Origin of the sequence: Pseudoxanthomonas sp. PXM02 (assembly GCF_014851805.1) — a bacterium.
GTDB lineage: Bacteria > Pseudomonadota > Gammaproteobacteria > Xanthomonadales > Xanthomonadaceae > Pseudoxanthomonas_A.
Map to the genome: position 1 here is coordinate 194,325 of NZ_JACVAK010000004.1, position 25,310 is coordinate 219,634.

Consider the following 25,310-nt stretch of genomic DNA (forward strand, 5'->3'; position numbering starts at 1 on the left):
GCTCCGTCCCGGCACAGCCCGTGCCGAGCTTCCCCCAACGAGGTGTCCCATGTCCGGAATCGAAGGAAAAGTCATCGCCATCACCGGCGCCAGCAGCGGCATCGGCGAAGCCGCCGCGCGCGAACTCGCCCGCCGTGGCGCCAGGGTCGTGCTGGGTGCGCGCCGCACCGACCGTCTTGAAAAGCTCGTCGCCGAGATCGAAGCGGATGGCGGCGTCGCGCGCCAGCGTGCGCTCGACGTCACCCGCCTTGATGACGTGCAGGCGTTCGTCGATTTCGCCCGCAGCGAATTCGGCCGGCTCGACGTGATCATCAACAACGCAGGCGTGATGCCGCTGTCGCCGCTGGCCGCGCTGAAGATCGACGAATGGAACGCGATGGTCGACGTCAACATCCGTGGTGTGCTGCACGGCATCGCAGCGGCCTTGCCGGTGATGCAGGCGCAGGGTGGTGGGCAGGTCATCAACGTGTCCTCCATCGGCGGCCATGCCGTCTATCCGACCGCAGCGGTCTACTGCGCCACCAAGTACGCGGTGGTCGCCATCTCCGAAGGCTTGCGCCAGGAGCACCAGGACATCCGCGTCACCGTCATCTCGCCCGGCGTGACCACCAGCGAACTGGCCAGCACCATCACCGATCCCGATGCGAAGGCAGGCATGGAGCAGTTCCGCCAGATCGCGATCCCCGCGGACGCCATCGCGCGCGCGATGGCCTACGCGATCGAGCAGCCCGCTGATGTCGATGTCAGCGAGATCATCGTGCGTCCGACCGCCAGCGCCTACTGACCGTTCCATCTGCCGGCAACGAAGTTTTCCATCGTCGGGGTTGCCGCGGCAGCGGCGGGGGAGTGCAATGGCGCACTCCCCCGCTTCTGGAACACCCCTCCATGGAATACCGCTATCTCGGCGCGTCCGGCTTCCGCGTGCCCGTCCTTTCCTTCGGTACCGGCACGTTCGGCGGGCAAGGCGCATTGTTCAGTGCATGGGGCAGCACCGACGTGGCCGAAGCGCGCCGCCTGGTCGATGTCTGCCTCGATGCCGGGCTGAACATGTTCGACAGCGCCGACGTCTACTCGAAGGGCGCGGCCGAGGAAATCCTCGGCGAAGCCATCAAGGGCAAGCCGCGCGATGCGCTGATCATTTCCACCAAGGCCACCTTCCGCTTCGGTGACGGCGAGAACCAGGTCGGCTCCTCACGCCACCACCTCATCAACGCCGTCGATGCCGCACTCAAGCGGCTCGGCACCGACTACATTGACCTGTTCCAGCTGCACGGCTTCGATGCGCGCCCGCCGGTGGAAGAAGTGCTGTCCACGCTGGACACGCTGGTGAAGGCCGGCAAGATCCGCTATCTGGGCGTGTCCAATTTCTCCGGCTGGCATTTGATGAAGTCGCTCGCGGCCGCCGACCGTCACGGCTGGTCGCGCTATGTGGCGCACCAGGCGTACTACTCGCTGGTGGGTCGCGATTACGAGTGGGAGCTGATGCCGCTGGCTGCCGACCAGGGTGTCGGTGCGGTCGTATGGAGCCCGCTGGGCTGGGGTCGCCTGACCGGCAAGATCCGCCGTGGCCAGCCGCTGCCGGAGAACAGTCGCCTGCAATCGCAGACCGCGCAGGACGCGGGTCCGCAGGTCGATCTGGAGTATCTGTACGACGTGGTCGATGCCCTGGACGAGGTCGCACAGGAAACCGGCAAGTCGATCCCGCAGGTCGCACTGAACTGGCTGCTGCAGCGTCCCACCGTCAGTACCGTGGTGATCGGCGCGCGCAACGAGGAGCAGCTGAAGCAGAACCTCGGCGCGGTGGGCTGGAACCTGTCGGCCGAGCAGGTGGCGAAGCTGGACAAGGCGAGCCAGCGTCCGAAGCCGTACCCGTACTGGCACCAGGCCGGCTTCGCCTATCGCAATCCCACGCCGGTCTGATGTCGTGGGCGCAGGGCGGGAATGCTCGCCCTGCTTCGTCTTGAAGGATCGCGCGGCCTGCTAGAGTCGCGCGGTCCTGTTTCCGTCCCTGGAGTGCCGATGCGCCTGCACGCTCGTGTGGTGAATGTCCTTGCCGCTGTCCTGACCGTCGCCTGTGCGCCCGCGTTCGCGGCCACCACGTACGTCAAGGCAGGGCGCCTGCTGGATGTCGAGTCCGGCCGCCTGCTGACCGACCAGGCCATCGTCATCGAGGATGCGCGCATCACCGCCATCGGTCCCGCGGCGAGTACGCCGGTGCCCGCCGGCGCCACCGTCCACGACCTGTCGAACAGGACCGTGCTGCCAGGTCTGATGGATGCGCACGTGCACCTGCATGGCGATGCCGATCTGCAAGGCTATCGCCGCCTGGCAATCTCGCTGCCGGCGGCCGCCATCAAGGGCGCGAAGAACGCGCGCACCACACTGCTGGCCGGCTTCACCACCGTGCGCGTACCGGGCTCGCCCGGTTACGCCGACGTGGCCTTGCGCGATGCGATCGCCGCGGGTGAAGTCGACGGTCCGCGCATCCTTGCCGGTGGCGTCTCCATCGGCATCACCGGTGGCCACTGCAGCGACAACAACCTGCTGCCGGCCGAGTACAAGGCGGTGGGCGAGGGTGTTGCCGACGGTCCCTGGGCCGCGCGCCAGAAGGTGCGGCAGAACGTCAAGTTCGGTGCCGACTTCATCAAGACCTGCTCCACCGGCGGGGTGCTGTCGAAGGGCACTGAAGTCGGCGCGCCCCAGTATTCGCTGGAAGAACTGACGGCGCTCGTCGACGAGGCGCATGCGCTGGGCCGCAAGGTCGCCTCGCACGCGCACGGCGCCACCGGCATCCGCAACGCGCTGCTGGCCGGCGTGGACTCCATCGAGCACGCGAGCTTCATCGACGACGCCGGCATCGCGCTGGCGAAGAAGAACGGCACCGTGCTGGTGATGGACATCTACAACACCGAATACATCCTCGGTGAAGGCGAGAAGGCCGGCTTCCTGCCGGAGTCGCTGGAGAAGGAGCGCCGCGTCGGCGCGACCCAGCGCGAGAACTTCCGCAAGGCACACCAGGCCGGCGTGATCATGGGGTTCGGCACCGATGGCGGCGTCTATCCGCACGGCCTCAATGCGCGCCAGTTCTCGCGCATGGTGCAGTTCGGCATGACCCCGCTGCAGGCGATCCGCTCCGCCACCGTCGTCAACGCGCGCCTGTTCGGCGTCGACAAGGACGCGGGCGTGCTGAAGCCGGGCTATTACGCCGACCTGATCGCCGTCGATGGCGATCCGCTGCAGGACGTGGCCGTGCTGGAGAACGTCGGCTTCGTGATGAAGCAGGGTCGCGTCTACAAGAACACCGCGAGCGAATGAGGCGCACCGCATGTCCAACCCCGTGAAGATCGATTTCGTCTCCGACGTCGCCTGCCCCTGGTGTGCGATCGGTCTGGCGGCCCTCGAGCGCGCAATGGCGAATGTCGGTGGCGACCTGCAGGTCGAACTGCATTTCCAGCCGTTCGAGTTGAATCCCGACATGGGGCCGCAGGGCGAGTCGATCGCCGAGCATCTCGGCAGGAAGTACGGGATGAGCGCGGAGCAGCTGGCGCAGAACGGTGAGGCACTACGCCAGCGCGGCGAAGCGCTGGGCGTGCGCATCGACCTGCAGAAGCGCGACCATATCTACAACACCTTCGACGCGCACCGCCTGCTGCACTGGGCGGGCGGGCTCGGCGAAGCGCCGCAGCACGCGCTCAAGCGTGCGCTGCTGCAGGCCTACCACGGCGAAGGACGCAACGTGTCCGACCGCGAAACCCTGGTGGCGATCACGGGCGAAGCGGGTCTCGACGTCGTCGAAGCGAGACGTGTCCTGGAGACGGATGCCTTCGCTGCGCAGGTCCGCGAGCGCGAGCACTTCTACCAGCAGCACGGCATTCGTGCGGTGCCGTCGGTGATCTTCAACGACCGCCACCTGGTGCAGGGCGGCCAGCCGGTCGAGGTGTTCGAACAGGCCCTGCGGCAGCTGGCCGGACTCAACGGCTGACGCGGGTGTAGCGCGTCTCCACCGCACGCGTCTCTTCGCCCTGCGGGTTGATGTTGAACATGGTGATCACCAGCGTGTCCGGATCGGGCTGCTCCAGCGTCGTGCGCCAGCCCCAGCGCGGGCCACCCTGCCCGTCGCCGTAGCTGCCGAGCACATCGGGGAGCGAGCCGCCGCCGCCGGTCGAGAACATGATGCTGCTGCCAGTGCCGAAACTTTCCACCCAGGCGGATTCCCAGCGTCCTTCGTCCAGGTGGTAGCCGTACATCACGACACCTTCGATCGGTTCGTCGTTGTAGCAGCTTTCGTACTCGTGGATCAGGAAGCGACCGCCCAGCACGCTGCGGATGCGCCCGCGCTGCGGCGCTTCGCAGGCGAGTTCGTCCGGGATGAACCACAGGCGGAAGCTGCCTTCCCAGTCGCCGGCCATCTGCGCCAGTTGCCGGTGCGGGCCGCTCGCAAGCGATGCTTCGAATGCTTCTTTTCCCATGGTGCCCGCCTCCGTGAAGGGAGCGGGCATCATGCCACCCGGTCGAGGCGCCCGGCCGCGGTGGCATGTCCGCATTGCGCGAGGGTCAGGGATCAGCCGTGGCGGGCCAGCAGGATGGCTTCGTTGCTCGGCATCTCGACGACCACGGCGGTGGGGATGCCATGGTGCTGGTGCAGGGTGGCGGCGAGCAGCTTGGCGCTCTCGCGCGCATCGCCGAGGTTGTCGAACCAGTTGCGGCCGTACTGGCCTTCGTAGAGTTGCCAGCCTTTGTCATTGGCGGCGATGGTGAACAGCAGGCGGGGCATAACGGACTCCAGTCAACACGCCGGGCAGGGAACCGGCGTGCGCACTGTGCGCGAATGTGTCAGTTATCACATTCGGCGGACGCCCCGAATGCGGGTAGGAAAAGTCCTACGCCGCTGTAGGCGCGATACCCGGGCTGCCGTCAGCGCAGCAGCGGCTCCAGCGCCTTCCACACGTGGTCGCGCAGCTTGGGCTGGGCACTGGCGACCGGGTGCAGGTTGTCGGCCTGGTAGGCGTTGCGGTCCAGCGCGATCGGTTCCAGCAGGAACGGCAGCAGCGCGGTGCTGTACTGCCTGGACAGCGCAGTGAAGTTCTGTTCGAAGCCGCGCGTGTATTCGGGACCGAAGTTGGGCGGCATGCGCATCCCGACCAGCAGCACCTTCGCCTTCGTGGCCTGCGCCGCCTTGATCATCTTTTCCAGGTTGGCGCGGCTCTGTGCGAGCGGCAGACCGCGCAGGCCGTCGTTGGCGCCCAGCGCAATGACGACGACGGCAGGCGTGTGGCGCTGCAGTTCCGCCGAGATGCGTGCCGCACCACCCGCGGTGGTTTCGCCGCTGATACTGGCATTGACCACGCGCCAGCCAGGCTTGGTCTTGCCGATGCGGTCTGCCGTGAGCGACACCCAGCCCTGCGTCGGCGCCAGCCCGTAAGCGGCGGACAACGAATCGCCCATCACCAGGATGGTGCGAGCGCCCTTCGCCGGTGCAGCCGATGCCGTCTGCGCTGCGACCGGACGTGCGAATAATGCGACGAGCAGCAGCAGCGACAAGCCCATGGCCCATTGCAGGCGTGCGCGAGGGACCCCATACCTGATCAAATTAAGAAACATTTAATCCACGCTCCCGATGATTCACGAAATGACCGACGAGACGATCATGGCCGACGCCAGCAGACTCCACCCTGAAGCCGCCACCCGCCACGCCGTCCTGGATGTGCAGGGACTTGGCAAGCATGTACCGCTGCCCGAGGGCGCACTGACGATACTCGACGACATCGGGTTCCGCATCGAACATGGCGATACGGTCGCGATCGTGGGTGCGTCGGGCTCGGGCAAGAGCACGCTGCTGTCGCTGCTGGCCGGCCTCGACGTCCCGAGTGCGGGCACGGTGACGCTGGACGGCGAGCGCCTCTCCGACATGGACGAAGACGGCCGCGCCCGCGTGCGCGGCGACAAGGTCGGCTTCGTGTTCCAGAGCTTCCAGCTGCTGCCGTCGCTGACAGCGCTGGAGAACGTCATGCTGCCGCTGGAGCTGCGTGGCGACACCGATGTGGAAGGCCCGGCACGGCAGATCCTGGAGAAGGTCGGCCTCGGCCAGCGCCTCGGCCATTACCCGCGCCAGTTGTCGGGGGGTGAGCAGCAGCGCGTGGCGCTCGCACGTGCGTTCGTCACGCGGCCGTCGTTGCTGTTCGCGGACGAGCCCACCGGCAACCTCGACACGCACACCGGGCAGGCCATCGTCGAACTGCTGTTCGCGCTGAATGCCGATGCCGGTACCACGCTCGTGCTGGTGACGCATGACGACCATCTCGCGGCGCGCTGCCAGCGCCTGATCCGGTTGGATGCCGGTCGCCTGCAGGGCGCTGCCGCATGAGGACGCTGGCGCTGGCGTGGCGCCAACTGCGGCGTGATCTCGCTGCCGGTGACGTCCGCATCCTGTTCGCGGCGCTGGTGCTGGCGGTCGTCGCCGTCACCGCCGTCGGCTTCGTCACCGATCGCGCCGAACGTGCGCTGGCGATCGAAGCGAACCGGCTGCTGGGCGGCGATGTCGTCGTGCGCGGTGATGCGCCGCCAACCGATGCCCTGCGCGCACTCGCCGCAGCGCCCGGCCTCCGTGTGACCGAAACGCAGGAACTGCAGAGCATGATCCGCGCCGGCGAATCGCTGTCGCTGGGCGACCTGCGCGCGCTGGGCGAGGGCTTTCCACTGCGCGGCAGCTTCCGCGTGATCGATCGCGCTGGTGGCGCCGAACGCGATGCCGGCGGCATTCCTGCGCCGGGCACACTATGGATCAGCCAGGCAGGCGCGGAGACGCTGGGCGCCAAGCTGGGCGACGAGATCGGCATCGGCACGCGCTCGTTGAAGCTCGCAGCGCTGGTGGCGCAAGAGCCCGATGCGGCGCTCGATTACTTCAATGTCGCACCCAAGGTCTTCCTCAATCTCGCCGACCTGCCGTCCACCGGCCTGGTGCAGGAAGGCAGTCGCCTGCGCTATCGCCTGGTCGTCGCGGGTGACGCCGCAGCGGTCGAAACCTTCACCGCGGCGGTGAAGCCGCAGCTCGTGCGCGGCCAGCGCATGGAGACGATCCAGGACGCACGCCCGGAAGTGCGCTCCGCGCTGGATCGCGCCAGCCGCTTCCTCGGCCTAGCCGCATTGGTATCCGTCGTACTGGCCGCCGTCGCCGTCGCGATGGCGGCGCGCCGGCACAGCGAGCGCCATCTGTCGGGCACCGCGGTGATGCGCTGCCTCGGTGCGCAGCAGCGCACGCTGGTCGGCATCCATGTCGGCGAACTGGTGTTGTTGGGGTTGGCCGCCTGCACGGTCGGTGTGCTGATCGCGTTCGGACTGCAGTGGGGTATCGGCAGCTGGCTGCAGCAGTCGTTGAAGATCGATATTCCGCCGGCGGGCGTGATGCCGGCCTTGCAAGGCTATGGCGTCGGCATGATCGTGCTGCTTGCCTTCGGCGCACCGCCGGTGCTGGCGCTGCGCCGTGTTCCTGCGCTGCGCGTGCTGCGTCGTGATCTCGACCGTACCGAGCCGAGCGCCTGGCTGGTGGCACTGACCGGCTTCGTTGGCCTGGGTGCGCTGCTGTGGTGGAAGGCGGGTTCACCGACGCTCGGCACGGCGATGCTGGTCGGCATCATCGGGACGCTGGCCGTGCTCGCGCTGCTGGCATGGATGCTGATCGTGCTGGTGCGCCGCCTGCGTTCGCGCCTGCGGGGCAGCCTGCGCTACGGGCTGGCCAATGTCAGCCGTCGCGCGGGGACGTCCATCGCGCAGGTGTCCGCACTCGGCCTCGGGCTGATGGCGTTGCTGTTGCTGACCTTCGTGCGCACCGACCTGCTGGATCGCTGGCAGCTGGCGCTCTCCGCCAACGCGCCGAACCGCTTCATCATCAACGTGCAGCCGGACCAGGTGGATCCGGTGAAGACATTCATGCAGGCGCGTGGGCTGTCGACGGTCGACCTGTACCCGATGATCCGCGGTCGCCTGGTCGAGCTCAACGGCAAGCCCACCAGCGGCGCCGACTACGAAGAGGCCGACGAGCGCACCCAGCGTCGCGCGGATCGCGAGTTCAACCTGTCGATGGCCGCGACGCTGCGCGACGACAACAAGGTCACGGCAGGCGAATTCTGGACCGGACGCACGCCGTCCTCGCCCGAACTGTCGGTCGAAGAGGACTTCGCTGAAGGACTGGGCTGGAAACTGGGCGACCAGGTCGCGTTCGACATCGCCGGCCAGCGCTTCGAGGGCCGCATCACCAGCCTGCGCAGCGTGGACTGGGAAAGCTTCCGCCCCAACTTCTTCGTCGTCGCCTCGCCGGGCGCGCTGGACGGCTACTCGGCCAGCTACATCACTGCGGTCAGCGTGCCTGCCGGCGATAGCGCGTTTACGCGCGAACTGGTCAACCAGTTCCCGAACCTGTCGGTGATCGACGTCGAGGCGGTGCTGAACCAGGTGCGCAGCACGGCGGAGCAGGTCTCGCAGGTGGTGCAGGTGGTGTTCTGGTTCTCGCTGGCGGCGGGCCTGCTGGTGCTGATGGCCGCGGTGAGCGCGAGCCAGGACGAGCGGCTGCTGGAAGGCGGCGTGATGCGCGTACTGGGCGGCAGCCGTCGCCAGCTGCGTTTGGCGCAGGCGTCGGAGTTCGCGGCCATCGGACTGCTGGCAGGACTGGTGGCGGCCATCGCAGCGTCCGTGCTTTCAGGCGTGGTGGCCACGCAGGTGTTCGACCTGCCATGGAAGGCGAACTGGCAGCTGGCCGCCATCGGTGGCGGCCTCGGCATGCTGGCCGCGCTGGGTGCCGGCCTGTTCGCGACACGCAAGGTGCTGGACGCACCGCCATCGGTAACGCTGCGCGAACTGCAGGGATGATGAAGTCAGGCTAGTGACGACGACCGTCGTCGTCGCTGGCGAAGTCCTCGGCCCGCACCGGCATCGCATCGAAGCGGCGTTCGTAAGCCCGTTCTTCGATCACGCGCTCGATCTCGTCCTCGGGCAGATCGGGCGCACCGTACACCGCGTAGGCGATGCTGCCGTCCGCACGTTCACCGACCTGATGCAGGCGATAGCGTGCGTGGCCGCCGCCGCTGTTCTCGGGATAGTGGACCGGCGGGCGTCCGCCTTCCAGGTCCATCTCGCTGTTATCCACCACGCCACCTACGAACAACGCTCTCATCTTCCACTCTCCGGCAGGACGATGATCGCGAGTCTGGCAGCCGCGATGTTCGCGCAGGGTCAAGCAAACATTGCGCGAGTGCGAACGAAGCGTTTGGCAAAGCTGAATAAAAGAAGGGGCGAGCCGAAGCTCACCCCTTGATGCACACTACCTGGCGCAGTGTGTGGACCACCTCCACCAGGTCGGACTGCGCGGCCATGACGGCATCGATGTCCTTGTAGGCGGCCGGCGATTCGTCGATCACACCGGCGTCCTTGCGGCACTCGACGTGCGCCGTGGCCTCGCGGTGCTGCGACAGCGTGATCTGCTGGCGCGCGGCGGTACGGCTCAGCACGCGACCGGCGCCGTGGCTGCAGCTGTGGAAGCTGTCCGCGTTGCCCTTGCCGCGCACGATGAAGCTCTTCGCGCCCATGCTGCCGGGAATGATCCCCAGCTCGCCGGCACGCGCGCTCACCGCGCCCTTGCGGGTGACCAGCAGATCCACGCCGCCATGCGTCTCCTTCTGCACGTAGTTGTGGTGGCAGTTGACCGCCATCTTCTCCAACTGGAACTTCGGCAGGCGTTGGCGCATCTCGGCCAGCACGCGCGACATCATCGCTTCACGGTTCTCGCGGGCGTAGTCCTGTGCCCACGACACCGCTTCCACGTAGTCGTCGAACAGGGGCTCGCCTTCCATGAAGAAGGCCAGGTCCTTGTCCGGCAGGTGGAAGCCGAGCACGCGGTGCGCCAACTGCTCGCGCGCGCGTTCGATGAAGTACGTGCCGATCAGGTTGCCGGTGCCGCGCGAACCGCTGTGCAGCATCACCCACACCGCGTCGGCCTCGTCCAGGCAGATCTCGATGAAGTGGTTGCCGCCGCCCAGCGTGCCGATCTGGCGGTCCAGCTTGTCGGTGCGGATCTTGCGGTGCTTCTGCTTGATCGCCTCCAGGCGCGGCTCCAGCCCCGACTGCGCGATGCGGGTGGCGATGCTGTCGGGTAGCTTCCAGTGCTCGCCACCGCGGCCGTTGCCGACCGGCACGCTGCGTTCGATGCTCGAGCGCAACTGCGCCAGGTTGTCGGGCAGGTCCTTCGCGCGCAGCGTGGTGCGTACTGCGGCCATGCCGCAGCCGATGTCCACGCCGACGGCGGCCGGGATGATGGCGCCGCGGGTCGGGATGACCGAGCCCACGGTGGCGCCCTTGCCCAGGTGCACGTCGGGCATCACCGCGACCCACGGGCCGACGAAGGGGATCGCCGCGATGTTCCGCAGCTGCTCGTGGGCGCCCTGGTCCAGCGGCACGCCGCGCACCCAGCCCTTGATCGGCGTGGTGCTGTGCTCGGCATGCAGCAGTTCGAATTGGGATTGCATGTTCATGTCGTCATTCCATTGAATGGATAAAGCCCCCTCCCCCGTTCACGGGGGAGGGTTGAGGTGGGGGCGTACACATGCGCGGTCGATCCGTCTCCCGTGCTCCGTTTGCCCCCATCCCAGCCTTCCCCCGCATGCGGGGGAAGGGGCAGCGCACTACTACTTCAACGTCACCAGCTGCTTCAGCACGCCATCCAGGCCGCCGAACACGGTGAGCTTGTCGATCTTCTCGGTGACCTTTTCCAGCGCCTCGAGCTCCTTCAGGCGCATCAGCACCGGCGATTCGTCGATCAGCTTGGCGGTGTTGAGCAGGGAACGCGTGGCGTTCGCCTCCTCGCGACGACGGATCACGTTGGCCTGCGCCTGCTTCTCCGCCTGCACCACCGCGTTGAGAATCTCCTTCATCTCGCCCGGCAGGATCACGTCCTTCACGCCGACGCCCAGCACGTCCACGCCGAGGCCGGTCAACTGGCCGCGCACGTAGGCGAAGATGTCGGCGTCCAGCGAGGCCTTGTCGCCCAGCAGTTCGTCCAGCGTCTTGGCGGAGACCGCCTTGCGCAGGCCGTACTGCAGTTCGCGGTAGACGAAGTCGCCGACCTTGGCCACCTTGGTGCGCGATGCCACCACGTCAGTGACGCGGGTGCTCGCGGCCAGGTTCACGCGCAGGCTGACCTTGTCACGGGTCAACAGCTCCTGGCCCGAGACCTCGATCGTCTGCATGCGCAGGTCGACCACCTCCACCACCACGTTCTTCCGGAAGTTCCAGAAGGCGTAGCTACCTGCCGCGAGCGTGCGCTCGAGCTTGCCGTCGATGAACACCAGGCCGGCAAACTCCGCCGGCACATCGGCCACCACGGCCAGCTTCGACAGCGAGCCCAGCTGGCGCAGACGACGCGCGACGGCGGCGTCCACTTCCAGCGAGGCCAGCGTCACCGTCTGCACCTCGACCTTCACCAGGCCGATCCAGTACAGGCGCCGCGTGCCGGGCGGCAGCACGTCTTCCAGCTTGCCGTTCTTCAGCACCAGGCCCACCTGGTCCACCCCGATGTCGGCGCAGACGAAGGTCTCGCCCAGGCGCTCGCCCAGGCCGACGATCAGCGCGTCGACGTCGTGGCCGCTGTACTCCGGCGCGGCGATGTTGAAGAAGCGCACCTCGGTGCGACCCATCGGGTCGAACCAGCGGTACACACCCGGCGCGAGCACACGCTCGAACCGACGGTTGCGATACACCAGGCCGCGCTCGCCGTCACCGATCACGACCCTCTTGGTCCAGAACATGGCGTTGTTCTCCTTGTTGGCTCTGGTGGTTCGATCCGGGTTGTCTGCATCGTCGCGACGGATCGAACTCCGCGACGGTGGAGTGCCGGCTGCAACCTGCAGCCGACGGAAGAAGGCGGAAACGCCCCTGGACGGAGACGGTGCGGACAGCCGGCGCTGTCGGCGGAGGCGTCGTGGCGACAATCCGATCCGGAGATCGCATCGAGCGCCACGCGCATCCGCGTCGAGGGCGCGGTGCCGGCACCGTCCCCGCTGCGACGTGTCGTCTTCCTGCAGTCCTTCGCGGAAAGACGTCGCGCCACACGGGGCGTTTCCTGGGTGGGACATGCGTCCCGGTGTCATGACGTGAAAGGTCATGTGCCCTTGCAGGCGTTGGAGCGGGAGTCGAACCCGCGACCGTCGGATTTACTGTCCGATGCTCTACCCATCTGAGCTATCCAGTGGTGGACGAACCGGATTCGAACCGGTGGCCAACGGCTTGCGCCGCTGCTCTGCCGCTGAGCTTTCGTCCGCTCGAGGAACACCTTCTCCCACGCTTCGGCATACGCCACGGCAGCGCCGCGCGCACCGGACGGGATCCAAACCCGTACCGCTGTAGCGTGTTCGATCGATGCTCCTCATTGCCGGCTGTCGCCAACCGGCAATTCGTTCGGGCGCGATGCGCCCTTGTGGTGTCCATTCCCCGCGCCGCTCGCGTCGAAGCATCACAACGCAGCGCACATGCGCCGGTCGCAGCCGCGCCCCTGCCTCGGGACGCGTGGACGCGCTACCCGGATGCTCCAGGGCGGAAAGAAACTTCCGTGGTGGAATGGAAAAAACCTGGTCGATGCATGCGCATCCTCCGCGAACGCTGAAAACAAAACGCCCCCGGGACTTGCGACCCGAGGGCGTTCGCGTTCCTCGGGAGATCGGGGTGGCCGATCTCCCAGGGAGTCAGCCGATGTCAGGTATCCAGATGCCGTGCGGATTCGTTGCCGTGCTTGGCATCGAAGGCATACGCACGCACGCGCAGGCCGCAGCGCGATGGCTGCAGGTCGAGCGTGTTGGCGGTGTCGTACGCGGGCTTCATGGAAATCAGTCTGGTGAAAAAACAGCCGCAGGGGCCGAAGGCCGCGCACGATACGCCGGTTGTTTTGTTCGCGCAACACTTTTTTAATTTTGTTTTGCGCAGCCGATGAGCGGTGTCGGAAACGGTCGCCAGTGGCCAGCCGCTAGAATGGCGTCCTCCTTCCCCTCGCGTGCCGCCCGTGGCCTCTCGATTCTCCGATCCCGCGCTCGACGCATTGATGCTGCCCTTCGCACAGGGTCCGCTCACCTGGCCTTCCGGACCGGTGCTGTTCCTGCGTGCGCGCGACGGTGCTGCGTTGCGCCAGTTCCCGCTGGCGCAACTGGTCTGCGAGCAGAGTTTCCGTCCGGATGCCGAACTGCTGGAGCGCGCGGGGTTGCGCGTCGTTGCCGATGCCGCCTCGGACGGTGCGCGCTATCCGCTGGTGCTGGTACTGCCGCCGCGACAGCGCGAAGAGGCGCGTGCATTGTTGGCGCGTGCGCTGCAACTGGCCCAACCTGGCGGCATCGTCGTCGCTTCGATGACCAACAACGAGGGGGCGAAGTCTGGAGAGGCGGACCTGAAGCAACTCACCGGCATCGCGGGCACGCTGACCAAGTTCCATTGCCGTACGTTCTGGACTCGCGCGCTCGGCGAAGGAACGGATGAGGCACTGCTACGGCAGTGGGCCGCGCTCGACGCGCCACGCCGCATCGAGAACGGTCGCTTCCTCAGCCGTCCTGGCGTGTTCGCCTGGAATCGCATCGATCCTGCCTCCGCGCTGCTCGTCGAATGCCTGCCGAACGACATCAGCGGCCATGGTGCGGATCTCGGCGCGGGATGGGGCTTCCTGTCACTCGCGTTGCTGGAACGCTGCCCGGGTATTACGGGACTGGATCTCTACGAGGCAGAAGCGCGAGCACTCGCTCTGGCCAAAGAGAACCTGGGCGCGGTGACGTCATCCGCACGCATCGATTTCCGCTGGCACGACGTGACCGGTGGTTTGCCGGAACGTTACGACTTCATCGTCAGCAATCCGCCGTTCCACACGCAGAGTCGAGCGGATCGACCCGACATCGGCCAGCGATTCATCACCGTAGCTGCTTCGGCGCTGAAGCCGGGTGGACGGTTGTGGCTGGTGGCCAACCGTCACCTGCCGTACGAGCAGACCTTGAACGACAGCTTCGGTGAGGTACGGGTGGCCGGCGAGCGCGATGGTTTCAAGGTGATCGCGGCCACGAAGGCGAGGCGCTGAGCGCATGAAGATCGTCAAGCACATCGCCAACCTCGGCTACGGCAGCCGCAAGCAGGTGCAGTGGATGTTCCGCGAGGGTCGCATCACGGATGCAGGCGGCGAGGTGTTGTATGCCGACGACCCGGTCGACCACGACGCCATCCGCGTGGATGGCGAGCCGCTGGATCCTGCGCCCGGCCTGACCATACTGCTGCACAAGCCGGTGGGTTACACCTGTTCGACCAAGGACACGGGGCGCATCGTCTACGACCTGTTTCCGTCGCGCTTCCGCGATCGCTCGCCGGTGCTGTCGACGGTGGGGCGGCTGGATCGCGAAACCAGCGGTCTGCTGCTGCTCACCGACGACGGCGGGTTGCTGCACCGGATCATTTCGCCGAAGGCCAACCTGCCGAAGGTGTACGACGCAACGCTGGCGCAGGATCTGCGCGGCGACGAGGGTGCGATCTTCGCCAGTGGCACGCTGATGCTGGAGTCGGAGCAGACGCCGCTGGCGCCCGCGGGACTCGAGGTGATCGATCCGCGCCATGGGCACCTGACGCTGACCGAAGGGCGCTACCACCAGGTGCGCCGCATGTTCGCCGCCGTCGGCAACCACGTTGAAGCGCTGCATCGCAGCCGCGTCGGCGGACTGACATTGGACGGTCTGGCGCCGGGCGAATGGCGTATCCTCGACGACAGCGACCTGCAGCGTTTGTTCGGGGGCGCCGCATGACGACGTCGTTGTCGCTGCCGTTCACGCCGACGGCGGTGATCTTCGACATGGACGGGCTGATGCTCGACAGCGAGCGCGCGATCATCGGTTGCCTCGCGGAGGCTGCGCGCGAGCTCGGACACGATCTGCCGGACGTGCTGTGGCTGGCGATGGTCGGTCACAGCGAAGCCGTGTGCCGGCACCTGCTGGATGAAGCGGTCGGAGAGACGCAGCGCAACCTCATCCTGCAGCGGTCGCACGTGCTGTACGACGCGGTGGTCGCTGCTGGTGTTCCGCACCGTCCGGGCATCCTGGCGATGCTGGACTTCCTGCAGGCGCGCGGCATTCCCCGTGCCGTCGCCACGTCGACGCGCCGGCCGTTGGCGCTGAAGAAGCTGGAGGCTTCTGGCCTGTTGCCGCGCTTCGATGCCATCTGCACCAGCAGCGATGTCGAGCACCCCAAGCCCGCGCCCGATGTCTACCTGCTGGCCGCGCGCTCGTTGGGCGTCGATCCGGTGCAATGTCTGGTCCTCGAAGACTCACCGACCGGCGTGCGCGCCGCACTGGCCGCAGGCATGTACCCGATCCAGATCCCCGATCTGCTCGAGCCCGACGACACCGTGCGTGCGCTCGGCCATCTGATCCTGCCATCGCTCGACGAGGCGCGCGTGTTGCTGGAGCGGCGGCTGACGACACATCCGGATGTCTGATGTGGGAGCGACGTAAGTCGCGAAGCGTTCCCGTGAAAAGCCGATACCCCGGCAAGCGGTTCTCCGATGGCGCTCTATGCTGTGCTTGCCATGCTTACCTTCGTCCACAGGAGGTAAGCGATGTCGGGCTATTCGGAACTGAGAAAAGGCCGCTCCTCCCAGGCCGGTCAGGTCTACATGGTGACCTTCACGACCGCGAATCGCCGTCCGCTCTTCCTTCAGCCGGAACGCGCCATGGATGCCTGCCGCGCGATGACCTCATCACGGTTGTGGTATCGCTCCAGGCTGCTGTGCTGGGTGCTGATGCCGGACCACTGGCATGGCGTGATCGAGCTCGGTTCGCTGGATAGCTTGTCGACAACGGTGCAGCGATTGAAATCCAACAGCGGCCGATTCATTCGCCTGAATCACCCCGAATCCGGCATCGTGTGGGAGAAGGGATTCCACGATCATGCATTGCGCAGCGGGCCGTCGATTGTCGCGGCGGGACGCTACATCGTGGCCAATCCCTTGCGCGCCGGATTGGCGCGAAGCGTGGCGGAGTATGCGTGGTGGGATGCGGTCTGGCTCTGATCGCCACTATGCGTTTTGGCGAAGGAAAAGCATCGCGACTTACGTCGCTCCCACACCCGACACCGCTGCACCGAACATTTCCGCACCCAACATCCCCGCGCCCCATATCACGAGCGATCCCGTTACTCCGCAAACAGCTTCTGCCACCCCGCATGCCCCAGCGCATCCAGCGTCTTCACGTTGCGCTCGACGATCACGTCGGGATCAGGGAAGGCTTCCACCGCGCGGTCAATGCTGGCTTCGCGCAGCAGGTGCAGGGTGGGGTAGGGCGAGCGGTTGGTGTAGTTGCTGATGTCGTCCGGCATGGTGCCGGCGAACTGGTAGTCCGGGTGGAAGCTGGCCACCTGGATCTCGCCCTGCAGGTCCAGCGCCTCGACCGCAGCGTCCGCGTTTTCGAGGAAGTCGTTGTAGTCCAGGAAGTCCGTCAACACATCCGGGTGCACGATCAGCGTGGTGTCGACCTGATCGGGATCGGTGTCGCGCAACAGCACCAGTTCTTCGGCCAGCTCCTCCAGCAGCGCTTCGGGCGTGCTGGCATCACTCAGTACGAAGCGGACCTGCTGCTTCACGTACACCGCCTTGGCGAACGGGCACAGGTTGAGCCCGATCACGGCGCGCTCCACCCAGCGGCGGGTCGCGTCGATCGGGTCGCTGCCCTCGACGGTGTCGGGCGTATCAGTCACGGAAGTTGTCAAACTGCAGCGGCAGCTCGAATTCGGTCTTCTTCAGCAGCGCAATGACGTCCTGCAGGTCGTCACGCTTCTTGCCGGTGACACGCAGCTTGTCGCCGTTGATCTGCGCTTCGACCTTCAGCTTGGCGTCCTTGATGGTCGAGACGATCTTCTTGGCCAGCTTCTGCTCGATGCCCTGCTGGACGGTGATCTTCTGGCGTGCACCGGCCAGGTTGGTTTCCACGTCGCCGAACTCCAGGCAGCGCGCATCGATCTGGCGCGCGATCAGGCGCGCACGCAGGATGTCGGTCATCTGCTTGAGCTGGAAGTCGCTGGGCGCGGACTGGGTGATCAGCTTCTCTTCCAGCACGAACTTGGCGTCCACGCCCTTGAAGTCGAATCGGGTGGACAGTTCGCGGTTGGCCTGGTCCACGGCATTGGTCAGCTCGTGGACGTTGACTTCGGAGACGACGTCGAAAGAGGGCATGGGGGAAATCCTGTAGCGGGGCGCGGAATTCTACCGTGTGTCGGCAAGCGCGGCCCCGTCCGTGGACGGTGGCCGGGACAGGGAGCGCGCCATGCCTGCCACGCGACGGACGGTCTCGCAGGCGAGCAGGGGGACGATCCAGCTGCACCACAGCAGCGTGGCGATCAGCGTGGGGGAAGGCGCCAATCCGCTGGCGATCGCGACCGGCAACGAGAGGCGGAAGATGATCGGGGCCAGCGTCACCGCGTAGTTGCGCGTCATCCAGCGCCGGTGCCTGTCCACGTCGCGCCGGCGGATCGCGATCAGTCCTGTCAAGGCGGTGGTGAGCCAGGCCAGAGCCGTTGCAGCGAATGCCAGGCGGATGGCGAACGGCGCCGGTGAGGTGGCGATCAGTCCAGTGGCGCCGATGGCCGCCACCAGCAGGCCGACCAGATAGACGCGGCCCGCCAGACGATGCAGTCGTGGACTGCGCAGGCGCAACTGCGTCAGGAACTGCACCGGCCCGAGCAGCACGGTGGTGAGGCCGCCGGCGAGATGCAGCCACAGCCAGCTGCGTCGCGTCATGAACATGCCGTAGGCAGCCGAATCGAGGTGCCGGTACTTGCCGTAGGCGGCGAGCAGGAACTCGAGGCTGACGAACCCGAGCAGCAACCACAGGGCGGCCCAGGTCAGGCGCAACGGCAGGCGCGAACGCGGGGATCGACGGGTGCGTGCGGCGTTCCCTGTCATCGGCCTGCCTTTCGGGTGGGTGGGCGCAGGGTAGCGCACGCGCGTCGACGCGGCGAGGCGATAATGCCGCATGACTCCGCCCCGTCCTTCGCTGGCTTCCGCCGTCCTGCTGATGCTGGCGGCCGTCCTGATGTTCGCCCTGATGGACGCGGGCCTGAAGCTGCTTTCCTCGCACTACCCGCCGCTGCAGGTCGCCGCGCTGCGTGGCCTTTCATCGCTCCCGCTCGTCGCGCTGTGGGTGCTGGCCACGGTACCGGTGCGTTCGCTGCTGCACGTGTACTGGCCACTGCATCTGCTGCGTGGCGCGCTGGGCGTGGCGATGATGGCGGGGTTCGTCTATGGCCTGCGCACCATGCCGTTGTCCACGGCGTATGCGATCACCTTCGTCGCACCGCTGCTGGTCACCGCGATGGCCGGGCCGCTGCTGAAGGAAAAGGTGGGTACGGCACGATGGATTGCGATCGGCATCGGTCTGGTCGGCGTGCTGGTGATCCTGCGGCCGACCGGCGAAGGCATGCTGACCGGTGGCGGGCTGGCGATCCTCATCGCGGCCATCTGCTACGCCATGGGTGCGGTCACCGTGCGCATGCTGGCGCAGCGCGACAGTACGCAGGCGATGGTGTTCTGGTTCGTCGTGATGCTCTCGCTGGGCGCCTTGCTGCTGGCCTTGCCGGCGTGGAAGCCGTTGCAGCCGGCGCATGGCTGGATCATCGCGGGCGTCGGCGTCTCCGGATCGCTGGCACAGGTGGCGCTGACCGAAGCCTTCCGCCGCGGCGAGGCGTCGCTGATCGCACCGCTGGAGTACACCGCGTTGCTGTGGGGCGTGCTGCTGGACGTGGCGCTGTGGTCGGTGCTGCCGGACGGCGTCACCTGGATCGGTGCCGGCATCATCGTCGCCAGCGGCCTGTACCTGCTGCGGCGGGAAAAGGTGCACGTGGAAGCGGAGCATCCCTGACGATCCGTTGTTTTGCGGCATGATGCGGCCATGCCTATCGTCCTCGTCCTGGTGTTCGTGTTCCTGCTGCTCGCGCTGTGGGTGGTGCTGTTGCCGCTCTCGTTGTGGCAGCGCTACCGCTACGGTCGCGCACGCCGCATGGCGCGTGGCTGGCTGCTGACGCTCAATGCCTGGAGCCTGCTGGTGTCGGTGGCGATCTTCGTCGCGGTCAGCGCGTTCGGCCTGTTCTGGTGGCCTGACAGCCTGGTCGGCGCAGGTATGGGGCTGGCCGCAGGTGGCGTCCTCGGCCTGATCGGCGTATGGCTGACGCGCTGGGACGTGGCGCCGCAAGGCGTGTACTACCAGCCCAATGCCTGGCTGGCGCTGCTGCTGGTCGCCATCGTGGCGGGCCGCATCGTGTGGGGCACGGTGCAGATGGTGCAGTACTGGCGTTCGGACAGTGTGCCGGCCACGCATGCGCTGCTGAGCGGGCACGGCAGCCTGCTGGCGGTGGGCGGCCTGCTGCTGGGCTATTACCTGGTCTACGCCTGGTGCGTGAAGTGGCGCGTCGCCCGGCTGGAGCGGTTGCGCGGCTACGGCGCGCGCTGACGGGTTCGGCGACAGGGCACGTTCCGCACCACACAAAAAGAAGCGGCGGACCCGGAAGCCCGCCGCTGTACCGACGCGTTGGAGCGATGGATCAGAAGCGCGCGCCGATACCCACCCCCACGACCCACGGGTCGATGGTCAGTTCTTCGCCGGTGCCCTGGCCGGCGACGCGCACACCGGCGTCGCCCTTCATGTAGCGCGCATCAGTGCGCGCGAACCAGGTTTCGTTGATGTTGAAGTCGATGCCGGCCGTGGCGATCGCGCCCTTGGCGGTCTCGAGGCCCACATGGGCGCCGTCACCACCGATCGTCTCGTTGCTGAAGTTGGACTCGTAATAGCCCAGACCCACGAACGGGCGCATCACCTTGTCGGGCGTGCCGAAGTGGTACTGGCCGCTCAACGCGATCGGCTGCTGGTCGACAGTGCCGATCTTGCCGGCGCCATCGGCCTTCACGCGATGGTTGAACTTGTCGGCCGCACCCCACAGTTCCACCGCGATGTTGTCGGTGGCATACCAACTGGCGCTGATCACGGGCGCGACATCGCCATCGATCTTCAGGCCGGGCGCGGGATCGCGGTCGGGCTTGAGGATGGCGGCGCCACCCACCACGGCAAAACGCTTGCTGGACGTGGAAGCGCCGGTATCTGTCGTTGCGTCCTGCGCAAAGGCCGGAACGGCGATGAGGGAAGCCAGGGCAATCGTGAGGGTTCGAATGGACGTCATGCAGGAATCTCCTGTTCTGTTTTCTTATGTCCCTTCCGTGCAATGCGTGATGCGTCATTGCCGTCAGGGCGAGCGCACCGTAACCAGCCACGCATGAATGCCCCCTACCCCGCGACGTGAATCGATCGACAACGCAATGGATATGTCGCGGTTTACGGCAGGTATTTCACGGTGTCTGCATGTGGCTGAGCCGGAACGCCGCATTTGTTCATTCGTCGGGGCGATGGCGGGCGTTTGGCCGAACGGCATGACGCGGCCACGCCGCTGCGCTACTGTTCGCGCAACACGGGGTGTCCACCATGGCGAGCAGCAAGGCGAAGACGGTCGAGGACTATCTGGCGGAACTGCCGGAGGAGCGGCGGATCGTGGTGTCGGCGGTACGCGACCTGGTCAACCGGTATGTGCCCGAGGGTTATGTCGAGACGATGAGCTGGGGCATGGTCTGCTGGGAGATACCGCTGTCGCGCTACCCGACCACCTACAACAAGCAGCCGCTGTCGTACGTCGCGCTGGCGGCGCAGAAGCAGTACTACGCGCTGTACCTGACGACGTGCTACGCGAACTCCGCCCAGGACGTCGTACTTCGCAATGCCTATGCGGATGCCGGCAAGCGGCTGGACATGGGCAAGAGCTGCCTGCGCTTCAAGGCGCTGGATGACCTGCTGCCCGACGTGATCGGAGCGGTGATCGCGTCGACGCCAGTGGACGCGCATATTGCACAATACGAAGCCAGCCGCGCACGGAAGTGACCCGCATGCCCCCTGCCAAACGCAAGCCGCGCACCGGACGCGCCCGGACGGAGATGCCGTCGCCCGGCGATCACCTGACGATGGCGGATCTGGCGAAAGTGGCCGGTGTATCGGCGATCACGGTATCGCGCGCCCTGCGCGACAGCCCGCTGGTCAACGCGGAAACGCGGGCGCGGGTGCGCGAGGTGGCGCAGCAGTACGGCTACGCGTTCAACGTGAGCGCGCGCAATCTCAAGCTCCGCCGCAGTATGACGGTGGCGGTGGTGGTGGAAATGAAACCCACCGTCGAACGGCAGATGTCGGGGCCGTATCCGCTCGATCTGCTGGGCGGCATCACCCAGGAGCTAACCTCCACCGGTTACAGCGTGCTGCTGACGTCACTGCAGGGTGGTTCGCTGCCGAACGTGCAGGCCGCCGACGGCGTGATCCTGCTCGGCCAGGGCGCGCACGAAGATGCCATGCATGCCGTGCAGCGCTGGGGGCGGCCGATGGTCGTCTGGGGCGCGGTCAGCCGGCACGAGTCGCAGGTGGTGGTCGGCAGCGACAACCATCGCGGCGGCACGCTGGCGGCGGAACGTTTCATCGCGCTGGGGCGTCGTCGGCCGGCGTTCCTTGGCGATCCGGCCCATGGCGAGTTCGCCGAACGCCTGGACGGTTTCGCCGCGACGCTGGCCCGGCACGGGATCACCCCGCTGACGCCCAGCGTCGCCAGCTTCACCGTCGGTGCGGGCGCCGATGCCGTCCACGCGTTGCTGCAGGCGCATCCGCAGGTCGACGCCCTGTTTGCCGCCAGCGACCTGCTGGCCATCGGTGCGATCCGGGCGCTGATCGAGCGTGGCCGCCGCGTGCCGGAGGACGTCTCCGTGATCGGCTACGACGACACGCCGCTGGGCGCGACCTACGTGCCGCCGCTGACCTCGGTGCACCAGAACTTCATCGACGCCGGCGTGCTGCTGGCGCGCAAGGTCCGCGCCCTGATCGAGGGGGAAGCGGCCGTCTCCGAGACGCTGCCCACGCATCTGGTGGTCCGCGCGACCTGAGCGCAGGAAACTGCTGCATCGCAGCGTCCACCCGGTGGACAGTCCGGCCGGGTGCGGGACCGGAAAAGAGCTGTAGTCCGTTGAATCTCAATGTTTTTCCTTGCCCTGGCCCCCATGTTGGCGGAACCGGCTTACCCGCTGTGTCGTGATCTGACATCGATAACTTGACATCGATAACAACGGCTCCTAGCTTGCCTCCGCCCCGGGCTGTCGGCCCGGAATGATCAGGTCAGCGTGGGGATGTCGGTGGAAGAGCGTCGGGAACAGACAGCAGGGGTGGCAACGCAGGAGCGCCAGGGTCCGACCGACCCGTGGCGGCTCACGCAGCGGGGTTTCGACGCCGCGCGGGCTGCGCGTGACGAAACCCTGTTCGCCCTGGCAAACGGCACGCTGGGCGTGCGCGGCGCGCTGGAAGAGGGTGACAGCGCCAGCGACGGGACCTTCCTGTCCAGCGTGTACGAACAGAACCCTATCCACTACCACGAGCGTTTCCCCGGCTTCACCCGCAGTACCGACACGCGCGTGCCGGTGGCCGAAGGCAAACACATCCGGCTGCAGTTCGGCGACCAGCCGCTGCGCCTGTCCGAAACCGAGTGGCTCGAGTTCGAGCGCACGTTGGATCTGGAGGCCGGTGCATTGCATCGCCGCCTGCGCCTGAAAACGCCGCAAGGCCACACACTTGAGATCACCGCACGTCGCGTGGTGCCGCTGGCGGAGCGCGCGCTGCTGGCGATCCGTTTCGAAGTGGCCTCCGTCGACTACACCGGCCCGCTGGCGCTGTGCTCGTCCATCGAGACGGGCCGCCAGGCGATCGAGCAGGGCGATGATCCGCGCATCGGCGTGCATGGCGGCAAGGACCTGCAGGTTTCCGACGAACACGCCGATGCCGATGGCGCGCGCCTCGCGCAGCGCACGCACCACAGTGACATGGCGCTGGTCTGCGCACAGCAGCACCGTCTGTCGCCGGGCCTGATCTTCGAGAGCGCAACGGCCGGGGTGGGGCGCGTCGAGCAGCGTTTCGTCTCCACCCTGACGCCTAGCGCGTCGGTGGTGATCGAGAAGTTCGTCGTCTACGACGATGGCAACGGCACCGCGGCCGATGGCGTGGATGCGGTCCTAACGCGCGCGCAATCGGCGGGCTTCGAGGCCATCGCCGAGGCGCAGGCCGAGGCGATGCGCGCGTTCTGGCAGCGTGCCGGATTGTCGGTGGACGGCGATCCCGCGGCGGAACTTGCGCTGCGCTTCAATCTGTTCCACCTGCTGCAGTCCGCCGGCCGCGACGGCATCACCGGCACCGCCGCCAAGGGCATCACCGGCGAGGGTTACGAAGGCCACTGCTTCTGGGATACCGAGGCCTTCGTGCTGCCGGTGATGGCGTTCACCGCGCCGGACGTGGCGCGCGCCATGCTGATGTACCGCTACCGCACGCTGGACGGCGCACGCGAGACCGCACGCGCGATGAACCATCCGCGCGGCGCGCTCTATCCGTGGCGCACGATCGCCGGCCGCGAATGTTCCGCGCACTATCCCAGCGGCTCGGCGGCGTACCACATCAACGCCGCCATCGCGTACGGGATCGGGCTTTATCTCGACGCCAGCGATGATCTCGACTTCCTCAGCGAGGCTGGCGCCGAGATTCTTTTCGAGACGGCGCGCATCTGGCCACAGGCCGGACACTTCAATCCGCGACTCGGTGGTGCGTTCTGCATCCATGAAGTGACCGGTCCGGACGAATACACCACCCTGGTCAACAACAACTGGTACACCAACCGCATGGCGCAGCGGCACCTTGAGCGCGCTGTGGACGCGTGGTCGCGGCTGTCGGCCGAACGGCCGCAGGCACTCGCCGCGCTGGCATCGCGCATCGGACTGGATGCCGATGAAGTCGTTCTCTGGCAGCGCGCCGCCGATGCCATGCATCTGCCGGTCGACGAAGCGCTGGGTATCCATCCGCAGGACGACGACTTCCTCGGCAAGCCGCGCTGGCCGTTCCCGAAGCGCGAAGGACCGCATCGTCCGCTGCTGCTCGATTACCACCCGCTCACGCTATACCGCCACCAGGTCTGCAAGCAGGCCGACGTGGTGATGGCGCTGGTGCTGGCGGGCGATGGCATCGACGCGGGCAGCAAGCGCCGCGACTTCGACTACTACGAAGCCGTCACCACGCACGACTCCACGCTGTCGGCGCCGGTGTTCGGCATCCTCGCCAGTGAAGTGGGGCAGGACGAGAAGGCGTGGCGTTACTTCGATGCAAGCCTGCGCGTGGACCTGGACGACCTGCACGGCAACACCGACCACGGCGTGCACATGGCCGCGATGGCGGGCAGCTGGCTGGGCCTGGTGCAGGGCTTCGGCGGCTTGCGTGTGGCGGACGGACGCCTGGCATTTGCGCCCACGCTGCCGGCGGCATGGACGGGTTATGGCTTCAACCTGCGCTGGCTCGGGTGCGCGCTGCGGGTGGATGTGGACGCACGTGGCGTGCGCTACCGGCTGGATGAAGGCGACAGGCTGGCCTTCCGGCACGCCGGTAGTGAAGTGGTGCTCACGCTGGGTCGCGAGGCCGTGCTGCCGCTGGCCGTGCCGACACCGCCGAAGGCGACCTTTCCGCGCGTCTGCGATGCGCTGGTCTTCGACCTGGATGGCGTGCTGACCGATACCGCACACACGCATTACCGCGCCTGGAAGCGTCTGGCCGACGAGATCGGCGTGCCCTTCGACCTGCAGGTCAACGAGCGGCTCAAGGGCGTGGACCGGATGGCATCGCTGGAGATCATCCTGGAGCGTGCGTCGCGTGCTTACACGCCCGACGAGAAGCGCGCGCTGGCCGACACCAAGAATGGCTACTACGTGCAGGAAATCGCCAGCGTCGGCCCGCAGGATCTGTTCGACGGCGTGCGCGAGGTGCTGGATGCCGCGCGTGCGGCCGGGCTGAAGCTGGGGCTGGCCTCGGCCAGCCGCAATGCGCCGGCGCTGCTCGACAAGCTGGGTATCGCCGACTGCTTCGACTACATCGCCGATGCCGGTCGCATCGTGCGCGCCAAGCCGGACCCGGCCATCTTCCTGGATGTCGCCGCCGCACTGGGCGTACCGGCGCACCGCTGCATCGGCGTGGAAGACGCCGCTGCCGGCGTCGAGGCCATCCATGCCGCGGGCATGGCGGCCATCGGGATCGGCGATGCGCGTGCGCTGCGCCACGCCGATGCCGTGATTCCCCGCATCGCCGATTTCGACCTGAGGACGTTCGTTTCGCCTTGACCGCACGGGGCCACAGAAGCCGCGGCGGGCAGCCTGTCACTACAAC

The 25,310-nt window shown here is 66.9% G+C and carries 26 protein-coding genes and 2 tRNA genes; 15 read left to right on the top strand and 13 right to left on the bottom strand.

The annotated features are described in order from the left end of the window. The first annotated feature begins 49 nt into the window (after window positions 1-49). From IB225_RS17970 to IB225_RS17985, 4 genes are all read left to right on the top strand, one after another. Window positions 50-784 (top strand): SDR family oxidoreductase, encoded by a 735-nt coding sequence (locus IB225_RS17970; RefSeq protein WP_192313453.1) that lies wholly within the window; start codon window positions 50-52, stop codon window positions 782-784. Between the two features lie 101 nt (window positions 785-885). Then, a complete protein-coding gene (locus IB225_RS17975; protein WP_192313457.1) occupies window positions 886-1,920 on the top strand; it encodes an aldo/keto reductase in 1,035 nt (344 codons plus the stop codon). Window positions 1,921-2,019: 99 nt separating this feature from the next. After that, window positions 2,020-3,315 carry an amidohydrolase family protein gene (locus tag IB225_RS17980; protein WP_192313475.1) on the top strand — a complete coding sequence of 432 codons (1,296 nt, stop codon included), beginning with the start codon at window positions 2,020-2,022 and terminating at the stop codon, window positions 3,313-3,315. 10 nt (window positions 3,316-3,325) lie between these two features. After that, complete coding sequence (locus IB225_RS17985) at window positions 3,326-3,982, top strand: DsbA family oxidoreductase (protein ID WP_192313479.1); 657 nt, start codon at window positions 3,326-3,328, stop codon at window positions 3,980-3,982. Here IB225_RS17985 and IB225_RS17990 read toward each other — a convergent pair. From IB225_RS17990 to IB225_RS18000, 3 genes are all read right to left on the bottom strand, one after another. Beyond that, the gene (locus IB225_RS17990; RefSeq protein WP_192313481.1) at window positions 3,972-4,469 is read right to left on the bottom strand and encodes a DUF1579 domain-containing protein; all 498 of its coding nucleotides are present in this window, start codon (window positions 4,467-4,469) and stop codon (window positions 3,972-3,974) included. The two genes, IB225_RS17985 and IB225_RS17990, sit on opposite strands and share 11 nt — an antisense overlap. 92 nt (window positions 4,470-4,561) lie before the next feature. Then, a complete protein-coding gene (locus IB225_RS17995) occupies window positions 4,562-4,774 on the bottom strand; it encodes a hypothetical protein (RefSeq protein ID WP_192313484.1) in 213 nt (70 codons plus the stop codon). 140 nt (window positions 4,775-4,914) lie between these two features. Beyond that, window positions 4,915-5,547: an arylesterase gene (locus IB225_RS18000; RefSeq protein ID WP_192313487.1), complete on the bottom strand. Its 633-nt coding sequence runs from the start codon at window positions 5,545-5,547 to the stop codon at window positions 4,915-4,917. Window positions 5,548-5,647: 100 nt separating this feature from the next. Between IB225_RS18000 and IB225_RS18005 the strand changes: the two genes are divergently transcribed. Together IB225_RS18005 and IB225_RS18010 are read left to right on the top strand one after the other, a co-directional pair. Beyond that, window positions 5,648-6,364: an ABC transporter ATP-binding protein gene (locus tag IB225_RS18005; RefSeq protein ID WP_192313681.1), complete on the top strand. Its 717-nt coding sequence runs from the start codon at window positions 5,648-5,650 to the stop codon at window positions 6,362-6,364. Beyond that, the gene (locus IB225_RS18010; RefSeq protein WP_192313502.1) at window positions 6,361-8,862 is read left to right on the top strand and encodes an FtsX-like permease family protein; all 2,502 of its coding nucleotides are present in this window, start codon (window positions 6,361-6,363) and stop codon (window positions 8,860-8,862) included. Before IB225_RS18005 ends, IB225_RS18010 begins: the two co-directional genes overlap by 4 nt. A 10-nt stretch (window positions 8,863-8,872) precedes the next feature. Here the strand turns inward: IB225_RS18010 and IB225_RS18015 are convergent, their stop codons facing one another. The 6 genes from IB225_RS18015 to IB225_RS20570 all read right to left on the bottom strand — a co-directional run bounded on the left by IB225_RS18015 (window position 8,873) and on the right by IB225_RS20570 (window position 12,861). After that, window positions 8,873-9,166 (bottom strand): hypothetical protein, encoded by a 294-nt coding sequence (locus tag IB225_RS18015; protein WP_192313505.1) that lies wholly within the window; start codon window positions 9,164-9,166, stop codon window positions 8,873-8,875. 130 nt (window positions 9,167-9,296) lie between these two features. Next, window positions 9,297-10,520 carry an RtcB family protein gene (locus tag IB225_RS18020; RefSeq protein ID WP_192313507.1) on the bottom strand — a complete coding sequence of 408 codons (1,224 nt, stop codon included), beginning with the start codon at window positions 10,518-10,520 and terminating at the stop codon, window positions 9,297-9,299. Window positions 10,521-10,673: 153 nt separating this feature from the next. Next, window positions 10,674-11,792: a slipin family protein gene (locus tag IB225_RS18025; protein WP_192313509.1), complete on the bottom strand. Its 1,119-nt coding sequence runs from the start codon at window positions 11,790-11,792 to the stop codon at window positions 10,674-10,676. A 373-nt stretch (window positions 11,793-12,165) separates the two neighbouring features. Further along, window positions 12,166-12,231, bottom strand: a tRNA-Tyr gene (locus IB225_RS18030). 2 nt (window positions 12,232-12,233) lie between these two features. After that, window positions 12,234-12,303, bottom strand: a tRNA-OTHER gene (locus IB225_RS18035). Window positions 12,304-12,735: 432 nt separating this feature from the next. Further along, a complete protein-coding gene (locus IB225_RS20570) occupies window positions 12,736-12,861 on the bottom strand; it encodes a hypothetical protein (protein ID WP_255527990.1) in 126 nt (41 codons plus the stop codon). Between the two features lie 217 nt (window positions 12,862-13,078). Here IB225_RS20570 and IB225_RS18040 point away from each other — a divergent pair, with 217 nt between their 5' ends. The 4 genes from IB225_RS18040 to IB225_RS18055 all read left to right on the top strand — a co-directional run bounded on the left by IB225_RS18040 (window position 13,079) and on the right by IB225_RS18055 (window position 16,066). After that, window positions 13,079-14,092: a class I SAM-dependent methyltransferase gene (locus IB225_RS18040; protein ID WP_192313684.1), complete on the top strand. Its 1,014-nt coding sequence runs from the start codon at window positions 13,079-13,081 to the stop codon at window positions 14,090-14,092. 4 nt (window positions 14,093-14,096) lie between these two features. Then, entirely contained in the window at window positions 14,097-14,804 is a 708-nt protein-coding gene (locus tag IB225_RS18045; RefSeq protein WP_192313511.1) for a pseudouridine synthase, read from the top strand. Then, the gene (locus IB225_RS18050; RefSeq protein ID WP_192313513.1) at window positions 14,801-15,493 is read left to right on the top strand and encodes an HAD family phosphatase; all 693 of its coding nucleotides are present in this window, start codon (window positions 14,801-14,803) and stop codon (window positions 15,491-15,493) included. Before IB225_RS18045 ends, IB225_RS18050 begins: the two co-directional genes overlap by 4 nt. 120 nt (window positions 15,494-15,613) lie before the next feature. Beyond that, a complete protein-coding gene (locus IB225_RS18055; protein WP_192313515.1) occupies window positions 15,614-16,066 on the top strand; it encodes a transposase in 453 nt (150 codons plus the stop codon). A 122-nt stretch (window positions 16,067-16,188) separates the two neighbouring features. Here the strand turns inward: IB225_RS18055 and IB225_RS18060 are convergent, their stop codons facing one another. The 3 genes from IB225_RS18060 to IB225_RS18070 are packed head-to-tail and all read right to left on the bottom strand — an operon-like array spanning window position 16,189 to window position 17,953. Further along, window positions 16,189-16,749 (bottom strand): DUF1415 domain-containing protein, encoded by a 561-nt coding sequence (locus IB225_RS18060; protein ID WP_192313517.1) that lies wholly within the window; start codon window positions 16,747-16,749, stop codon window positions 16,189-16,191. Further along, window positions 16,742-17,224, bottom strand: coding sequence for a YajQ family cyclic di-GMP-binding protein (locus tag IB225_RS18065; RefSeq protein WP_192313519.1), 483 nt, complete (start codon window positions 17,222-17,224; stop codon window positions 16,742-16,744). The genes IB225_RS18060 and IB225_RS18065 overlap by 8 nt, the downstream gene beginning before the upstream one ends. A 30-nt stretch (window positions 17,225-17,254) precedes the next feature. After that, window positions 17,255-17,953 carry a DUF2306 domain-containing protein gene (locus tag IB225_RS18070; protein ID WP_225584029.1) on the bottom strand — a complete coding sequence of 233 codons (699 nt, stop codon included), beginning with the start codon at window positions 17,951-17,953 and terminating at the stop codon, window positions 17,255-17,257. A gap of 70 nt (window positions 17,954-18,023) precedes the next feature. On the opposite strand from IB225_RS18070, the gene IB225_RS18075 reads away from it, so the two are divergent. Beyond that, window positions 18,024-18,908: a DMT family transporter gene (locus IB225_RS18075; protein WP_225584030.1), complete on the top strand. Its 885-nt coding sequence runs from the start codon at window positions 18,024-18,026 to the stop codon at window positions 18,906-18,908. A 30-nt stretch (window positions 18,909-18,938) separates the two neighbouring features. Continuing rightward, window positions 18,939-19,496, top strand: coding sequence for a DUF1453 domain-containing protein (locus tag IB225_RS18080; protein ID WP_192313521.1), 558 nt, complete (start codon window positions 18,939-18,941; stop codon window positions 19,494-19,496). 91 nt (window positions 19,497-19,587) lie between these two features. Here IB225_RS18080 and IB225_RS18085 read toward each other — a convergent pair whose 3' ends face one another. Then, window positions 19,588-20,220 (bottom strand): OmpW family outer membrane protein, encoded by a 633-nt coding sequence (locus IB225_RS18085; RefSeq protein WP_192313523.1) that lies wholly within the window; start codon window positions 20,218-20,220, stop codon window positions 19,588-19,590. A 299-nt stretch (window positions 20,221-20,519) separates the two neighbouring features. Here IB225_RS18085 and IB225_RS18090 point away from each other — a divergent pair, with 299 nt between their 5' ends. From IB225_RS18090 to pgmB, 3 genes are all read left to right on the top strand, one after another. Next, window positions 20,520-20,969, top strand: a complete 450-nt coding sequence (locus IB225_RS18090; protein WP_192313526.1) for a DUF1801 domain-containing protein — start codon at window positions 20,520-20,522, stop codon at window positions 20,967-20,969. A 5-nt stretch (window positions 20,970-20,974) separates the two neighbouring features. After that, entirely contained in the window at window positions 20,975-22,009 is a 1,035-nt protein-coding gene (locus IB225_RS18095) for a LacI family DNA-binding transcriptional regulator (protein WP_345776645.1), read from the top strand. Between the two features lie 246 nt (window positions 22,010-22,255). Next, a complete protein-coding gene (gene pgmB, locus IB225_RS18100; protein ID WP_345776646.1) occupies window positions 22,256-25,264 on the top strand; it encodes a beta-phosphoglucomutase in 3,009 nt (1,002 codons plus the stop codon). Window positions 25,265-25,310: the final 46 nt, after the last annotated feature.